The 15,659-nt window shown below is 56.9% G+C and carries 17 protein-coding genes; 7 read left to right on the top strand and 10 right to left on the bottom strand.

Annotated features, from left to right (window positions below; translation table 11 throughout):
• Positions 1-14 precede the first annotated feature (14 nt).
• From K0P03_RS33145 to K0P03_RS33105, 9 genes are all read right to left on the bottom strand, one after another.
• On the bottom strand, positions 15-1,214 hold the full coding sequence (locus tag K0P03_RS33145) for an acetyl-CoA C-acetyltransferase (protein ID WP_272791935.1): 1,200 nt from the start codon (positions 1,212-1,214) through the stop codon (positions 15-17).
• Between the two features lie 79 nt (positions 1,215-1,293).
• Positions 1,294-1,713, bottom strand: coding sequence for a carboxymuconolactone decarboxylase family protein (locus K0P03_RS33140; RefSeq protein WP_272791934.1), 420 nt, complete (start codon positions 1,711-1,713; stop codon positions 1,294-1,296).
• 12 nt (positions 1,714-1,725) lie between these two features.
• On the bottom strand, positions 1,726-2,355 hold the full coding sequence (locus tag K0P03_RS33135) for a 3-oxoacid CoA-transferase subunit B (RefSeq protein WP_272791933.1): 630 nt from the start codon (positions 2,353-2,355) through the stop codon (positions 1,726-1,728).
• The gene (locus tag K0P03_RS33130) at positions 2,355-3,059 is read right to left on the bottom strand and encodes a CoA transferase subunit A (protein ID WP_272791932.1); all 705 of its coding nucleotides are present in this window, start codon (positions 3,057-3,059) and stop codon (positions 2,355-2,357) included. Before K0P03_RS33130 ends, K0P03_RS33135 begins: the two co-directional genes overlap by 1 nt.
• Before the next feature lie 10 nt (positions 3,060-3,069).
• On the bottom strand, positions 3,070-4,002 hold the full coding sequence (locus K0P03_RS33125; protein WP_272791931.1) for a 3-keto-5-aminohexanoate cleavage protein: 933 nt from the start codon (positions 4,000-4,002) through the stop codon (positions 3,070-3,072).
• Complete coding sequence (locus K0P03_RS33120; protein ID WP_272791929.1) at positions 3,999-4,784, bottom strand: cyclase family protein; 786 nt, start codon at positions 4,782-4,784, stop codon at positions 3,999-4,001. The genes K0P03_RS33125 and K0P03_RS33120 overlap by 4 nt, the downstream gene beginning before the upstream one ends.
• A gap of 12 nt (positions 4,785-4,796) precedes the next feature.
• Entirely contained in the window at positions 4,797-6,113 is a 1,317-nt protein-coding gene (locus K0P03_RS33115) for a TRAP transporter large permease (protein ID WP_272791928.1), read from the bottom strand.
• Positions 6,110-6,622 carry a TRAP transporter small permease subunit gene (locus K0P03_RS33110; RefSeq protein WP_272791926.1) on the bottom strand — a complete coding sequence of 171 codons (513 nt, stop codon included), beginning with the start codon at positions 6,620-6,622 and terminating at the stop codon, positions 6,110-6,112. The genes K0P03_RS33115 and K0P03_RS33110 overlap by 4 nt, the downstream gene beginning before the upstream one ends.
• 5 nt (positions 6,623-6,627) lie before the next feature.
• On the bottom strand, positions 6,628-7,674 hold the full coding sequence (locus K0P03_RS33105) for a C4-dicarboxylate TRAP transporter substrate-binding protein (RefSeq protein WP_272791925.1): 1,047 nt from the start codon (positions 7,672-7,674) through the stop codon (positions 6,628-6,630).
• Positions 7,675-7,838: 164 nt separating this feature from the next.
• On the opposite strand from K0P03_RS33105, the gene K0P03_RS33100 reads away from it, so the two are divergent.
• The 7 genes from K0P03_RS33100 to K0P03_RS33070 all read left to right on the top strand — a co-directional run bounded on the left by K0P03_RS33100 (position 7,839) and on the right by K0P03_RS33070 (position 14,905).
• On the top strand, positions 7,839-8,828 hold the full coding sequence (locus K0P03_RS33100; RefSeq protein WP_272791924.1) for an amidohydrolase family protein: 990 nt from the start codon (positions 7,839-7,841) through the stop codon (positions 8,826-8,828).
• Between the two features lie 77 nt (positions 8,829-8,905).
• On the top strand, positions 8,906-9,505 hold the full coding sequence (locus K0P03_RS33095; protein ID WP_272791923.1) for a TetR/AcrR family transcriptional regulator: 600 nt from the start codon (positions 8,906-8,908) through the stop codon (positions 9,503-9,505).
• A gap of 279 nt (positions 9,506-9,784) precedes the next feature.
• On the top strand, positions 9,785-11,275 hold the full coding sequence (locus K0P03_RS33090; protein ID WP_272791922.1) for an aldehyde dehydrogenase family protein: 1,491 nt from the start codon (positions 9,785-9,787) through the stop codon (positions 11,273-11,275).
• A 188-nt stretch (positions 11,276-11,463) separates the two neighbouring features.
• Positions 11,464-12,258, top strand: a complete 795-nt coding sequence (locus tag K0P03_RS33085) for an ABC transporter ATP-binding protein (RefSeq protein ID WP_272791921.1) — start codon at positions 11,464-11,466, stop codon at positions 12,256-12,258.
• On the top strand, positions 12,255-13,085 hold the full coding sequence (locus K0P03_RS33080) for an ABC transporter permease (protein WP_272791920.1): 831 nt from the start codon (positions 12,255-12,257) through the stop codon (positions 13,083-13,085). The genes K0P03_RS33085 and K0P03_RS33080 overlap by 4 nt, the downstream gene beginning before the upstream one ends.
• Before the next feature lie 36 nt (positions 13,086-13,121).
• Positions 13,122-14,198 carry an ABC transporter substrate-binding protein gene (locus K0P03_RS33075; protein WP_272791919.1) on the top strand — a complete coding sequence of 359 codons (1,077 nt, stop codon included), beginning with the start codon at positions 13,122-13,124 and terminating at the stop codon, positions 14,196-14,198.
• 26 nt (positions 14,199-14,224) lie between these two features.
• On the top strand, positions 14,225-14,905 hold the full coding sequence (locus tag K0P03_RS33070; RefSeq protein ID WP_272791918.1) for a VOC family protein: 681 nt from the start codon (positions 14,225-14,227) through the stop codon (positions 14,903-14,905).
• A gap of 40 nt (positions 14,906-14,945) precedes the next feature.
• Here the strand turns inward: K0P03_RS33070 and K0P03_RS33065 are convergent, their stop codons facing one another.
• The gene (locus K0P03_RS33065; protein ID WP_272791917.1) at positions 14,946-15,620 is read right to left on the bottom strand and encodes a TetR/AcrR family transcriptional regulator; all 675 of its coding nucleotides are present in this window, start codon (positions 15,618-15,620) and stop codon (positions 14,946-14,948) included.
• Positions 15,621-15,659: the final 39 nt, after the last annotated feature.

Below are 15,659 nucleotides of genomic sequence, written 5' to 3'. Positions count from 1 at the left end.
CAAGCCAACGGCACTCAAACCAAAGGCAGCGACTCGCGGCCCATAGCTTCAACACACATCGCTATGCCCATACCGCCACCGATGCATAGCGTGGCCAGCCCTTTCGACGTGCCCGATCGACGTAGCTCGTACAGTAGTGTTACAAGCACCCGTGCTCCAGATGCACCGATTGGATGGCCCAGCGCGATAGCGCCGCCATTGACGTTGACCTTTACCGGATCCCATCCCATGGCGTCGTTTACGGCACACGCTTGGGCGGCAAATGCTTCGTTCGCCTCGATACGGTCGAGCTCATCAATGCGCCAGCCGGCATTTATTAAAGCGTTCCTGGAAGCTGGGATAGGGCCAGTTCCCATAAGAGCTGGTTCCACTCCAGCCGTGGCCCAACCAGCGATGCGAGCGAGGGGGGTAAGATTACGTCGTGCCGCTTCGTCTTCCGACATTAGAAGGAGCGCCGCTGCCCCATCATTTAGTCCGGACGCATTGCCTGCCGTCACAGTCCCGTCTTTCTGAAACGCGGGGCGCAATTTTTCCAGTGCCTCCCGCGTTGTCTCCGGCCGCAAATGATCGTCAGTGTCGACAATGCTACTTCCCTTGCGGGTCTCGATCGTCACGGGAGCGATCTCCTCCCTGAAGTGCCCGGCGCCCTGAGCTGCTGCTGCTTTTCGCTGGCTTTCGAGCGCAAAATCATCCTGTCTTATGCGGCTGATTACGAATTGCTTAGCAACGTTTTCTGCGGTCACCCCCATGTGGTACGCTCCAAACGCATCAGTGAGCCCGTCGGAAATCATGGTATCGATGAGGCTGACATTGCCCATTTTCACACCCGTTCGAATTGCTTGACAATGTGGTGCAAGCGACATCGACTCTTGTCCGCCTGCCACAATGATGGCCGCACCGCCGCTCATTATCTCGTTGGCACCCAGCGCGACGGCGCGAAGTCCTGACCCACAGACCTGGTTTACCGAGAGCGCAGTGGCAGTTTTCGGAACGCCCGCGAGCACCGATGCCTGTCGCGCCGGATTCTGTCCCGCGCCCGCGGTTAGCACTTGGCCCAAAATCACTTCGTTAACGCTGCCTGGATCGATGCCAGCCCTTTCAAGCGCGGCGGCAATTGCGACTGCACCAAGCTCGTGAGCAGGGACTGTGCCCAACGGCCCCAAGAAGCTTCCAACCGGCGTTCTAGCCGCTCCGACGATGACAACTGATTTCATATCGATACCCTCCTGAGGGCGACTGTCGCGCGTTGTTGTGTCTGCATATGTTTGGTGAGCCGGCACGGCTTTTTTGACGCTAGGAGTGCGAACGTGGCGGCCTGACATGTGTCGCCAAGACGTCGCTTGCGACGCGAACCGCATCCGACGCCGCCGGCCAACCGCAATAGCATCCGGCGTGCAACAGGAGTTCCCGTAACTCCTCATCGGTGACGCCGTTGTTTAGCGCTCCGCAAAGGTGTGTTTCCAACTCGCGTGGCCTGTTCAATGCAATCAGCATGGCGACTGTGATCAGACTGCGCGTTTTCAGATCCAGCCCTTGCCGCGACCAAGTCGCGCCCCAACCAAGCGCTGTAACCGCCTGTTGCAGCGCCTGACGCAATTCATCTTGCTCAGCCGAAGCTAGCGACTTGTCGACGTACTCGTCGCCAAGAACTTCACGCCGAATGGGCATTCCAACCTTATAAAGTTCCTCGTACATCATTGATATCTCACTCATCTATGGCTTCTGTCAGTTTAGAAGGCTCGCCATCGTCACCGCGCGCAGCTGGTCCATAGAGATCCCATCAGCCAACTCCACGACCTTCAGTCCGCCGGGGACGACATCGAGAACACCCAGATCTGTGATAATGCGGTCAACAACGGCTTTGCCGGTCAGCGGCAAAGTACAAGATCTCAGGACTTTGGATCTTCCTGCCTTATCGGTATGGTCCATGACCACCACGACACGTTCTACGCCCGCCACAAGATCCATGGCCCCGCCCATCCCCTTCACGAGTTTGCCTGGGACCATCCAGTTGGCGAGGTCTCCTTCTTCAGACACCTCCATGGCGCCGAGAATAGCCATGTCGATTTTGCCTCCACGGATCATCGCAAAGGATGTCGCGCTGTCGAAGTAGGCAGTCTGCGATTGTTCAGTGATGGTCTGCTTACCGGCGTTGATGAGGTCGGGATCTTCTTCGCCTATAATAGGGAAGGGGCCCATTCCCAACATCCCGTTTTCTGATTGCAGCGTGACAGCTATCCCGGCTGGGATGTGATTTGATATCAGCGTCGGAATACCGATCCCGAGGTTCACATACCATCCGTCCTGAAGTTCCTGTGCTGCGCGCGCAGCCATCCGGTTTCGATCCCAAGGCATCAGGCGAGCTCCTTCGGGCGAACGGTGAGCTGTTCGATACGCTTCTCGTGTACCCCTGAGACAATTCGATGAACATATATGCCGGGAAGGTGGATGTGATCCGGGTCGAGACTGCCTAGCGGCACGATTTCCTCGACCTCAGCGACGCATACCTTGCCGCAAGTCGCAGCCGGCACATTGAAGTTTCGCGCGGTCTTGCGGAAGACCAGATTTCCGGAATGGTCGGCTTTCCACGCCTTCACAATCGAGAGGTCGGCGACGATACTGTTCTCGAGAATGTGCACACGTCCATTGAATTCCTTGTGCTCCTTGCCTTCAGCAACGATGGTGCCGACACCCGTCGCCGTGTAGAAGCCAGGAATGCCTGCGCCGCCTGCGCGCATTCGCTCGGCCAATGTGCCTTGCGGATTGAATTCCAGTTCCAGTTCGCCTGCGAGATACTGGCGCATGAATTCGGCGTTTTCTCCGACATAGGACGAAATCATCCTGCTGATCTGTCTTGTGTGAAGGAGAACGCCGAGGCCGAAGCCATCGACACCACAATTGTTCGACGCGACGGTTAAATTCTTTGCTCCACTTCGACGTAAGGCTTCGATCAGGAGTTCAGGAATGCCGCATAGCCCGAAGCCACCAGCGGCAATGGTCATGCCGTCGAATAGCAGTCCGTCGAGAGCCGCATCCGCATCAGGATAGGTTTTCTTCATTGGTTCCTCTTTAAAACGCGACACTGTCGGCGCCTTTCAGGCCGAGGATTTCTCGCGCTTCGTCGGGCGAGGCGATTTCGCACCCAAGGTCTTCGATAATCCTGCGGATCTTCGCGACCTGCTGCGCATTGCTCTCGGCGAGCTTCCCGCGGCTGACGAATAGGCTGTCTTCAAGGCCCACGCGAACATTTCCCTTCATTTGGCTGGCGGTTGTAGCGAGGCTCATCTGTGCGGCGCCCGCGCCGAGCACAGACCAGTGATAGTCATCGCCAAAGAGCCTGTCGGCGGTGCGCTTCATGAAGATGAGATTGTCAATTTCCGGGCCTATGCCGCCCAGGATGCCAAAAATGAACTGGATAAAGATCGGCGCCTTGAATAGGCCGATGTCCATGCAGAAGCGCAGGTTGTAGAGATGGCCAACATCGTAGCATTCGTGCTCGAACTTGATGCCATGAGGTGCGAGTGTCTTCGCTGCATTCTCGATGTCGGCAAAGGTGTTGCGGAAGATGTATGTATCCGACTGGGTGACATAATCCCGCTCCCAGTCGAATTTCCAGGTATCATAACGTTTTGCGAGCGGATGAAATGAGAAGTTCATGCTTCCCATGTTCATCGAGCACATTTCCGGCGAGAACCTGAGAGCGGGCGCGATGCGCTCTTCGATCGTGTTCTTCAGGCTGCCGCCGGTCGATATATTTATGACGGCATTTGTTGCTTGCTTTATCTGTGGCAGAAAAGCGGCAAAGACATTGGGTTCGATAGTCACGCCGCCGTCTTCAGGACGCCGCGCATGGAGATGCAGGATCGCGGCGCCCGCTTCCGCTGCCCCGATCGCTTGAATTGCGATATCGTCTGCGGTGTAGGGCAGAGCATCCGACATGGTCGGCGTATGGATTGCTCCGGTAATGGCGCAAGTGATGATCGTGCGTTGCTTGTTGGTCATTTCGCCTCCGGCTCGTCGAGAATAGCGACTGCCCGGATGAAACCGGCCGAGGCGCCTTTGATCTTGAATGGGAAGCAGGAGACCTGGTACCCGCTGGATGGTAGCAGATCCAAGTTTGCCAGCTTCTCCATGTGGCAGTATCCCGTCGTCATGGAGGCGCGATGGCCTTCCCAGATGATCGACGGATCGTGGGTTTCGGCCCAGGTTTTCGCTGTATGCGAAAATGGTGCGTCCCAGGACCAGGCATCTGTTCCGGTTACGCGTACCCCCCGTTCCAGCAGCCATTCCGTCGCCGCTCGTCCGAGGCCGCAGCCGCGGGCAAGATAGTCGCCATGGCCGTAGCGGCCGCCAGCCGCGGTGTTGACCAAGACGATGTCGAGAGCTCGCAGTTCATGCCCGATACGGCGCAATTCACCCTCTACATCTTGGGGCGTGGCGACATATCCGTCGGGAAAGTGGCGGAAGTCGAGCTTCACGCCGGGTGCGAAGCACCATTCCAGGGGTACTTCATCGATAGCAATGGCTCGGGCTCCGCCATTCATCGTCGAATGGTGGTGGTATGGGGCATCGAGATGCGTGCCGTTGTGCGTCCAGAGCGTCAGTTTCTCTATCGCCCAGCCCTCTTGGCCCGGCAGGTCTTCGACCGTCAGACCAGGAAAAAAAGAGGTTATCTGGTCTGCTGTCTGGCTGTGCCGGAAATATTCAATCTGCGGCAGCATGAACGCTGGATCGGACGGAAGTCCGGCCTCGAGCGTTACGGAGAGATCAATGAGTTGAGGCATAAGGAATGGGTCTCATGGTGTAAGGGTGAGAATACCGGTGGCAATGCCGGGAAAAGCTATCAACAGGCCTACAGCAAGCAGCATCGACAGCGCGAAGGGAAACGCGCCGGCAAATACCTCGCCCAGGCCAACTGACGGATCGTTTATCGTCGCTTTGATGACGAAGACGGATATGCCGAACGGTGGTGTCAGGAGGCCGATTTCGACCGCCACGACAGTCAGGATGCCAAACCAGATCAGGTCGACGTCAAGCTGCGCTAGAATCGGCAGCATGATCGGCACCATGATGAGCATGATCGATGAGCTGTCGAGAATCATGCCCAGTAGGATCACCGCAAGCAGGTAAAGCAGAAGCACAGGAAGAAATCCCATGTCAGACCCTGCGATGAGAGCCCCGAATTCCTGCGGGACCTGTGAAAACGCCAGCATTCGAGAGTACATCTGCGCAGCGATGATCAGGAAGCAGATGGTCGACGTGATGATGCCGGTTTCCAGGAGCACGACTCGCAGTCGACGCAGAGTCAACTTGCGCTTGGCGAGACCCAGAATAAACGCACCGGCGCAGCCGATGGCGCCTGCTTCAACGGGCGTGAACAGCCCGCCGTATATTCCGCCCAGGACACAGACAATCAAGAGAAGGATGGGCAAAGATTTTTGGGCAATGCTGCGAGCGGTCTCCTTCTTTGCGGCGGAGCGATCCGGCTTTCCGGTGAAGCCCGGAGTCAAGATGGTCATCGCCACGATCAGCAGGCAGAAGATGGCTGCCAGCAGCAGGCCAGGTACAACTCCGGCCAGAAAGAGGTCGCCGACCGATTGTTCTGTCAAAACCGCATAAAGGATGAGCAAGAGGCTAGGGGGTATTAGCATTCCCAGCACCGATGAGCCAGCGACCACGCCTGCGGCGAAACGGCGGGTATAGCCGTGACGCACCATCTCCGGCACTGCGACCTTGGTGAAGACTGCGGCCGAGGCGATGGAAATGCCAGTGATAGCGGCGAAGATGGCGTTGGCGCCAACGGTGCCCATGGCAAGCCCGCCGGTCAGGCGACCAAGGACGGCGTTGGCGACATCATAGGCGTCTTGGCCCAGATCGCTTTCGGCCACCAGGAAGCCCATGAGCACGAACAGTGGAATGATCCCGAAATAATAGCTGGCGATGGAATCGTTAACCGCCATGCCCAGCATCTTACCGGCCAGAACCGGAGAGCCTTTGATGGCCCAGACGCCGCAGAAGGATGTCGCGATCAGAGCGATCGGGACGTAGAGCCCCGCCAGAACCAGCACGACCATGACCGCTATGCAAATGAGCCCGATGTCGAAAGGCGTCATTGTCCACCCCCGACCTGTCCCGAGATTTGTCGGACAAGCTGCATCAGCATGACGACACAGGACACGATGACAGCGATCCGCACCGGCCATAGCGGAGCGGTGAACGTGCCGGTCGCTCCGATGAAGAGGTTGTCGGTGATGGCCTTTTCAGCCAGCGGCCAAGTGAATCGGAGGATGAGAACAACCACGACCAGCGCCAGCAGATTGAATATGACCTCCATCCAACGGTGCAGGCTTGGGTTGCATCTGGCAAGCATGTCCGGAATTGCATCCGAACGAGTAAGTCGATGCTCGCGCATGGCGTATGGCAGTTGCAGGAATACGATTCCAACGATAGAGAGCGCTACGATTTCCGGCACGCCCATAATTGGCTGATTGGCGAAATTCCGGAATGCGACGTCGGCGCTGACCAGGAGCACCAATCCTCCGATTAACACTGACCCAATAAGATTCAGGCTGTCGATCACGGCATCGAGTCCGCGTGAGACTGCGTTCAAGGAACTGGCCATGCCCGTTACTCCTTGTCCCAGTCGCGAAGCGGCTTCACGCCGGCGCTGCGCATGCGTTCCATATAGAGCGTCAGAACTTCCGAGCCGGGAAGCCCGCTGCTGTCGGCCTTCTTCGCCCATTCCTTCGCGATGTTCTTCATGCCCGCCGCCCAGGCTTTGCGCATATCCTCAGGAGCGACGGTGATGGTTGCACCTTCCGCCGCCATTTTCGCCAAAGCTGCGTCCGTGCCTTGTTCGAGCGACCTCAGATACCATTCACCGGCTACCTTGGCGCCCTCACGCAGTGCCTCCTGTACCTCTGTAGGTTGACTTTGGAACCATTCCGCATTGGCGCCAATCGTACCTGCATATTGGGCGCCGAAGCCGACGCGCGTGATGTATGGCGCGACTTCGTGCAGTTTGGCAGGCAATGCGGCGGTGGCAAACAGGATGACGCCTTCGTATACGCCAGTCTTGATGTCGTTGTAATAAAGCGAGACCTGGCCGGAGACGCCAACTGCACTGGTGCCGTCGAGCCAGCTGACCGCGGCGCCGGCTGTGGCAATTTTTCGTCCCTTGAGGTCCTCGATCGACTTCACCGGAAACGTCGTCAACAGAAGATAGTCATCGACTGCCAGTGGTCCACCCAAAGGCACAATGTTGTGCTGGGTGAATGCAGCTTGCAGTCGCGGGTCCGTGAGCACCAGCTCGTTCATCAACTCGTTGACTGTCCGGGGGTCTGGACTGACGAAGGGCGTGTAATAGGTGACGTTTTGGAGCGGCATCTTTGCCGGGTCAAACAGGCTCTGGATGATACCGATTTCGGCTAGGCCGTCCTCAACCGTTTCAAGCTCTTCGCCAACCCCGGCAATCGAGCCGCCGAACTGGTTGGTGAGGCTGATCTGGTGCCCGGTTCCTTCCAGCGCCTTTTCTACCGCAGGCTCAAAGGCTACCGGAAACATTTTCACCCACCGGAACACCTCGGGATGTCCCGCGACAACTGTGGCGCTGATGGTGTCGGCCCATGCAGGGCTCGTGGCCATAGCGGCCAGGAATGCAACAACGAGTCGCATATTTGATCCTCCCTCAAAAGTGCCGGCTTGTTGATGTGACGGCACAGCCGACCTCCCGTCGGCTCGTAAAAACTATCCTGACTGATCGATTAGTCAATGCAATTTTTGCAGGACGATGATAGCTTCAGAAGCGGATAGCCGTTTGTACGAGGAGGACCATCGGGATGCCCACAGCTCAAGCCATTGCTCTTGAAGAACATTTTGCCCATCCAGAGTTTGTGGCCCGGTATGGTGTCGCCGGACCGGTAGCCGCTTTGACCGGACCCTTGGAAAACAGGCTGCCCGATATGGATGCAGCGGGAATTGAGATTCAGGTGCTGTCCCACGCCCCAGGCGCGGCACAGTCTTTGCCCGCAGACGAGGCCCTCAGCTGGTCAGAGAAGATTAACGATTATCTTGCTGTGGCCATTGATGGAAACCGGCGGTTCGCTGGGTTCGCCTCGCTACCGATGACGGCCCCAGACGCCGCTGCCCGTGAAATGGCGCGCACCGTGGAAACATTGGGTTTTCGTGGTGCGATGCTGCACGGTTTGACGAATGGTGTCTTTCCGGATGACGAGAGCCATTTCCCGCTTTACGCGGAAGCTGAACGCCTCGGCGTGCCGATCTATCTTCATCCATCCTTTCCCCATCCGGCCGTGACGCGTGCTTATTATGCCGATTGGACGGAGCGATTTCCGATGTTCGGCATGGCCGCTGCGGGTTTCACCGCTGAGACGATGGTGATAGCCATTCGCATGATGCTGGGGCGAATTCCGGAATTGTTCCCCAACTTGCAATTCATTCTCGGTCATATGGGGGAGGCAATTCCGTTTCTGCTGGAGCGAATTGATGAATCGCTTGCCCGCGATAACGGTGGCCAACGCTTTTTCCGTGAGCGTTTCCTGCGCCATTTCTACGTTACGACGAGCGGTAATTTCTCAAACGCGGCGCTAATCTGCGCACTGACTGAGATGGGAGCAGATCGCATCATGTTCTCGGTGGATTGGCCCTATGTCGCCAACCGTCCTGGTCGAGATTGGATCGATGCGGCGCCCTTGGACGAGCAACAGCGTCTGTTGATCCTCAATGGAAACGCCCGCCGTCTTCTGCGTCTTCCATACACTGCGAGAGCCATCGGTCCGTTACCGTTCTCAGAGGCTGAAGGTTGGTAGTAGAACATGCGTTGACCGAGAAGGTAAGCGGCAGGTAAAGTCTGACTGATCAGTTAAACAGCACAGTTAGGCAATCCATGAAAGCATCCAGTTCTCGTTCCATCAGCGCGCCTGCTCCAGACAATCGCGAAGCAATCATGTTGGCGGCCGAACGCGTGTTTGCAAAGGACGGGTATGACGGCAGCAGCATGCGTGACATCGCCAAGGAGGCGAACGTTTCGCAAGCGCTCTTGCACTACCATTTCGGGACCAAGGAAAAATTGTTTGATGAGATCTTTTCCTTTCGTGCAACCGAGATCAACCAGGAGCGCGGTCGGCATCTCGATCGTCTGTTCGCGGACGGTGCCATTCCAAGCCTGCCGCAATTGATTGATGCCTTGTTTCGACCCACTGTTGAGCTCGGCCATGACCCCGAACGCTTCGGTAACTTCTTTTCAAGAATACTGGCCGCATCCGCCAATTCGGATGATCCACATACCAAGGCCCTGATTGCTGAGCACTACGATAGCACAGCCCTTCGCTTCATCAGCGCGTTTCAAAAGGTGCTGCCAGGGATTTCGCGGGAGGATGCTGTCTGGGCATATATGTTCTCGATCGGCGTGGGCATGACCATGATGGCGCGCACCGGCCGTACGGCAAGATTGTCGAACGGGGCCTGCGATGACAACGACGTCTAGCTTTTGCTGCGGAAGATCAGTCTTTTCGTTTGCGGGGGATTGCTCAATATGGCCCCGACCGGAAGGACGTAACCCGTCCTTCCATACCGCCGCCTTTTCTCATAGCTCTTGACTGTCATGCACTGCACTGTATAGTGCATCTGATCGCGCTTGCCTCTCATTCCAGACGACTGCGAAGCGGCAATGACGTGATGGCCGATCGCCAGAACTCTCAGCATTATGAAGGTCACGGTGTTCTGTGCAGATGCCCAATAATCTGCTGATTCAGAGGAAGAGCCAATGTTGACGACACCTGTTCCGACCATCATTTCGAGATGGTCGTCGAAGAGTCCGGCTGACTTATTCGATGTTGATAATCCCGCTACCGGTGAGATCATTGCCCATGTCCAGGGAAGTGGAGTGGCTGAGGTTGATAAGGCAGTCTCCGCCGCGCACGCCGCGTTCTCAGGACATTGGAGGGAACGATCCGCGCGCGAACGCGGTGCGCTGCTCATTGCGGCAGGCAAGCATCTGGAAATTCATGCTCAGGAACTTGCCGAACTTGTCTCGCGGGAAAATGGAAAGCCGGTGCGTGATGCGTTGCAATTCGACGTCGCCAGTCTAACGGGATCGTTTGCCTTTTTTGGTGCTCTGGCAGGCAAAAGCGGGGGTGAATATCTCGATCTTGGCTTTGTGACCTCGGCCACGGTCCGCGAACCATTCGGCGTGGTCGCAGGCATTATTCCCTTCAACTGGCCGCCTATTCACACTGGCGCAAAGGTTGCGCCGGCGCTTGCAGCAGGAAACACGATTGTCGTCAAGCCCGGGGATCAAGCGCCACTTACGATCATGCGCATCGTGGATCTCCTAAACGAAGCACTGCCGGAGGACGTCGTTCATTGCGTGACCGGTATAGGGCCGGCAGTCGGGCAAGCCCTGACGCAACATCCACTGGTGCGCAAGATATCCTTCACCGGTGCGCCTTCAACGGGCACAGCCGTTTTGAAGACGGCGGCAGAGCGCCACGTGCCCGTTCTGTGTGAACTCGGAGGGAAGAACCCGTTTATCGTTATGGCCGATGCTGATCTGGACCAAGCGGTGCGCGATGCTATCGACGGAGCTTTCTTCAACAAGGGCGAGGCGTGCACAGCCGCATCGCGCATTCTGGTTCATAAAGACATTCATGATGCGTTCGTCGAGCGTTTCTGTGCGGCGACCGAAAGGCTGACGACTGGAGACGGCGCACTCGAAACGACGCACGTCGGCCCCGTAGTTTCGAGGGCGCAAAAGGAAAAAGTCGAGAACTACATTCGCATCGGTCAATCGGAAGGCGCCACAATTGCTGCGCAAGGCAAGCTGCCTGACGATCCGAGACTGAAGGAAGGCTATTTCGTTCCACCGACTGTCTTCACAAATGTAACTGCAAACATGCGGGTTGCTCAGGAGGAGATATTCGGCCCCGTCACTTGCGTCATGAAGTTCTCTAACGAAGCCGAGGCAATCGATATCGCCAATGGGACGCAGTTCGCTTTGGTCGCCGGCATCTATTCGAGAGACCAGGAACTCGCCAATCGTATGGCTCGGCGGGTCGAGGCGGGAATCGTTTTCGTCAACAACTACAACCGTATTGTCATCGGCACGCCATTCGGCGGCACGAAATCCAGCGGCTACGGACGCGAGCACTGCGCGGCCACGCTCAACGAATTCACCTATTCAAAAGCAATTCGGACCCCGACCGGAAGGGTTCCCGTGCCGGAATGGAAGGCAGTCACGGACATCTTCGGCCACTGAGGTCGTGGATGGGGGAGCGCGGCATGATTGCCGCTCTCCAATTCATCCGACGATCAAACAAAACGCTTGACTGCACTGCATGATGCAGTGCATTTATATACTGCATCATGCAGTGCATCGGCCGTAAGCGATCGCTCTTAGCAATGCTCATTCTGTGCCGTATGCATCAAAGAAAAAATGGGAACACGATGAATTCAACAGGGAACGGTGTTCCGGATTTTATCTCACTCCGGAATGTCTCGAAATCTTTTGAGACAATGTCAGGTGACATCGTCACTGCCTTGCGAGACGTCTCGCTTCAGATTCCAAAAGGCTCGTTTGTCACCCTTTTAGGGCCCAGCGGATGTGGAAAAAGCACACTCCTACGGCTAATCGGCGGCCTTATCAGAAAGACCAGCGGCGACGTTTTGCTTGCCGGGCGAGCCGTCGAAAGGCCGACGAACCAGATTGGTATGGTCTTTCAGTCGCCGGTGCTGCTGCCTTGGCGAACCGTGCTGGAGAACGTTATGCTTGCGGCCGATCTCGGCAAAGTGAGCAAGGCAGAGGCCCGTGAGACTGCGTTGAGATATATCCACCTGGTAGGTCTCGAAGGTTTCGAAAAGAAATATCCGGGCGAGCTTTCTGGTGGCATGCAGCAGCGTGTCGCAATCTGTCGTGCGCTCGTACACAATCCCTCCGTGTTGCTGATGGATGAACCGTTCGCCGCACTGGATGCCATGACCCGGGATCATCTTCAGGTCGAGCTCCAGAGCCTCTGGATGGCCGGTGACAAAACAGTCATCTTTGTCACCCATTCGATCTCGGAGGCCGTGTTCCTCGCCGACTATATGGTCGTTCTGGCCGCTCGTCCCGGGCGCGTTGTCGAAATCATCAAGGTGGATCTGCATCGACCAAGAACCCTCGACATGGTCAACTCCTTAGAGTTCGGCCGCTATGTGAGTCATGTCCGCGGCTATTTCGAGGCCGAGGAGCGTGCGGCATGACAGACCAGGCATCATTCGCGACGGCGTCGGCCGAGACCCCACGCAAACGGAAATCATCGAGCGGCTTCGATCAGGTTACGATGCTAGCGATTGTATTGTTCTTACTTTTCCTTGCCAGTTGGGAATGGGTTCTCATTCCAGTGACCGGTGTCAGCCCAGCTCTGCTTCCCCGCCCTAGTCAGATTGCGGTTTCCCTTTATCAAGGCGCCACGCAGGGGTATCTCCTACCCAATACCCTCATCACCTTGCAGGAGGTACTGATAGGCTTTGTTGTCGGATCCGCGCTCGGCTTTATTCTTGCCGTCCCTGTTGCGGAATCGCGGGCGGTGGAACGGATTTTGTCGCCCTATGTTGTTGCCCTCCAGGCCATTCCGAAGGTTGCGATAGCCCCGCTTTTTGTCGTCTGGTTCGGTTATGGCCTTTCCTCGAAGGTATTCATCGTCGGGCTGATCACCTTCTTCCCGGTCTTTATCAACACGGTGGCTGGTCTCCGCTCTGTCGCTCATGAACAGCGCGAGTTGTTCATGATCTATAACGCGACACGCTGGCAGCGATTTCGATATCTGACACTACCGAATTCAGGCAGTTTCGTGGTTGCGGGTCTAAATGTGGGCGTCACGCTCAGTGTCATCGGCGCAGTGGTCGCCGAATTTGTTGGGGCGCAAGAAGGTCTTGGCTCGCTTATCGTCCGCGCAGGATTTGCCATGGACACTGCAGGCGTCTTCGCGGCGGTCCTATGCCTTACGGTCATCGCGGCAATCCTCAGCGCCACCGTGCAGGTATTGGGTCGGAAAATCGTCTTCTGGGCGAACGACCAGCGCCACTGATCTACCTCATCTTCAAAACCAATCAGGGGAACGACAATGGACGTTAAACGCCGTCTAGCAGGACTTTTTGTATCAACAGCTGTCCTTTTCACAGTTGGCAGCGGAACTGGCAGTGCTGAAGAGCAGCGCAAAGTGCCTTTCGTCATCGGCAATCCGCTGATGATCCAGGCGGTCTACGAACTGTATGTGCCGCTTGCCATGGGCTGGTGGCGCGATGCCGGCTACGACATCCAGGTGCAGTATATGCCCGGTTCGAGCGCAGCGGTCCAAGGCATCATTGGTAAAAGTGCCAGTGTCGGAATGATGAACACGACACCTTGGATGGTCGCCGACACAAAAGAGTTTTCCGACATACGCATGGCGGCCGTGATGACGAACAGTCTCTGGCGGGTCATCACCGAAACGTCGAGCGACATTACGAAGCCCCAGGACCTGAAGGGAAAGAAAGTCGGCCTCGCGGTCGGCGGGTCGGGTGGCTCCATGTATCTCGATTCACTGCTCGCCAATAACGGAATGGATCCCAATCGCGATGTTCAGAAGATCGTCATCGGTATGGGAGCACAGGCCCAGGAGATGCTGCGATCCGGCAGAGTTGACGCAAGTCTCGCCTTCACGCCGGAAATCGCCACTTACCAGGCGCTTGGCGGTAAAGTAAACTTTATCTACGACGACGCATGGTTGCGCTTTCCGGACTATGGCTTTGTCGCGACAGAGGGCGCCCTCAAGACTGACACGAAAATGGTCGAGACGCTCGCGCGCGGCGTGGCAATGGCGCAGGTTTTTGCCGAGGCCAACCCCGAGTGCGTCGCGAAAATATACCGTAAGAACTGGGCCCCTGACCGAAGCACGACCCTTGCGCAGGACACCTTGATCCTCAAGAGCATGCTTGAAGAGCGACGTCTGCCTTTCGAGGCCGCAGGCGGGAAACTGCACGGAAAACCAGCCGTGGCGGGACTTGGGGAGCTTCAGGAATTTCTTCACAAGAACGGTCTGATCGAGACACCCGTCGATCCGGCGCGGTTCGTCGCGGATGATCCTGAGTTCTACAGTCGCATCAATGACTTTTCCAAAGATGACGTCGTCGCCCAGGCGACGAAGTGTGAAGGCTACTGATAAATTTGTAACGAGGAGCATATTCGATGATCGAGATCGACCATATTTGCCTGGGTGCGCGAAACTTCTGGGAGTCGACCCACCGCCTGACTCAGGAAACCGGATTGGGCAATGCCGAGGGGGGATGGTTTCCCGAGTACCGACTTGCCAACCGGATCATACCGACGGGCGACGATACTTACATTGAGGTGGAAGGTGTGATTGATGCTCACGCGGTCGAGGCGGGGCACCCAGTTGCAACATTTTTTCACGAGGCGACGCGGGACGGCGATTGCTTTATCGGATGGTGCGCCCGTGTCGATTCTCGGACGGAACTGGATGCGATCGCGCGGCGTCTTGGAAGCGACGTTTTCGAAGGCACCATGCGCATGCGGGCGGACGGGTCGATGGGGTACTCGGCTCGCACGCCTGACACGTCCCGCGCCTGGAAAGCGGGATTGCCGAATTTCTTCTATATCGAAGACAGATCAGAGCACGCAGGTCGGCTTCAGGCCAAACATGGGACCACGACCGCTCGCGGCATCGCATGGATGGAACTTGGGGGCAGCGCTGAGGAAATGAGCGACTATCTTGACATAGACGCTACAAGCCTTGGCCTACGCTTCAATGGTGGTAAGCCGGGACTACATGCGATGGGCATTCGCACCGACAATGGTGAGGCCGTCATTCGCCGGCGCGTGATGCCGGGAACAACAGGAAAACTTTAATTAGGAGGAGCCGTCCGGTTTTAGATTACGCCGCCGCCGGTTATGATGCGGCGGCTTTTCCGTTTGTGCCATAGCGTGCGAGGAACGTGGCAACTGCTTCCTCAACGACTTGATGACGCCGGGCCTTCGAGGGTGCGCCACCGACACCAATCACGCGATACCAAAGCAGCGGCTCATTGACGAGCCCAACGAACTGCCGGGCCGCAAGATCGGGATCTTCCACCTTGATGAGGCCTCGGTCTTTCAGCGCGCTGATATAGTCGATCAAGGCCCGAAGTGCCGGCATTTTTCCAAGCCGTACGAAATTCTCGGCGAGATCCGGGAAGCGATTGCTCTCGCTGATGACCATGCGAACAAACGCGACGGCCTGATCCGGCGCCCAGAAATCCGCGATAAGCAATCCCACTTTCCTGAGCCCAAGACCTGGATCTTGGAGGGCGGCTTCATCGGCCATAATGCCGACAACCGGCATATCCTTCCATACGCGCTCCACGGCGGCGTTAAAGAGCGCGTCTTTGCTTTCGAACTGATTGTAGACCGTGCGTCGTGCCGCGCCTGATTCTTGCGCCACAAGGTCCATGCTGGCTCCCTCATAGCCGTGAGCAAGAAAAACGCGCGTCGCCGCATCCAGGATCGCCTCCCGTTTGGAAAGTCCCTGATCTCTTGAGTTTTTTGGAGGGGCGCCAGGTGCAGACAAGACGACAGAGCTTTTCATCAGTTGGCCTAATCCTATACAGGGCAGGGTTGCAGTTTG

The sequence above is a fragment of the Shinella sp. HY16 genome (genome assembly GCF_028534175.1).
Taxonomy (GTDB): domain Bacteria; phylum Pseudomonadota; class Alphaproteobacteria; order Rhizobiales; family Rhizobiaceae; genus Shinella.
The sequence above is the reverse complement of the archived record's forward strand: the minus strand, read 5'-3'. Positions and strand labels throughout refer to the sequence as shown.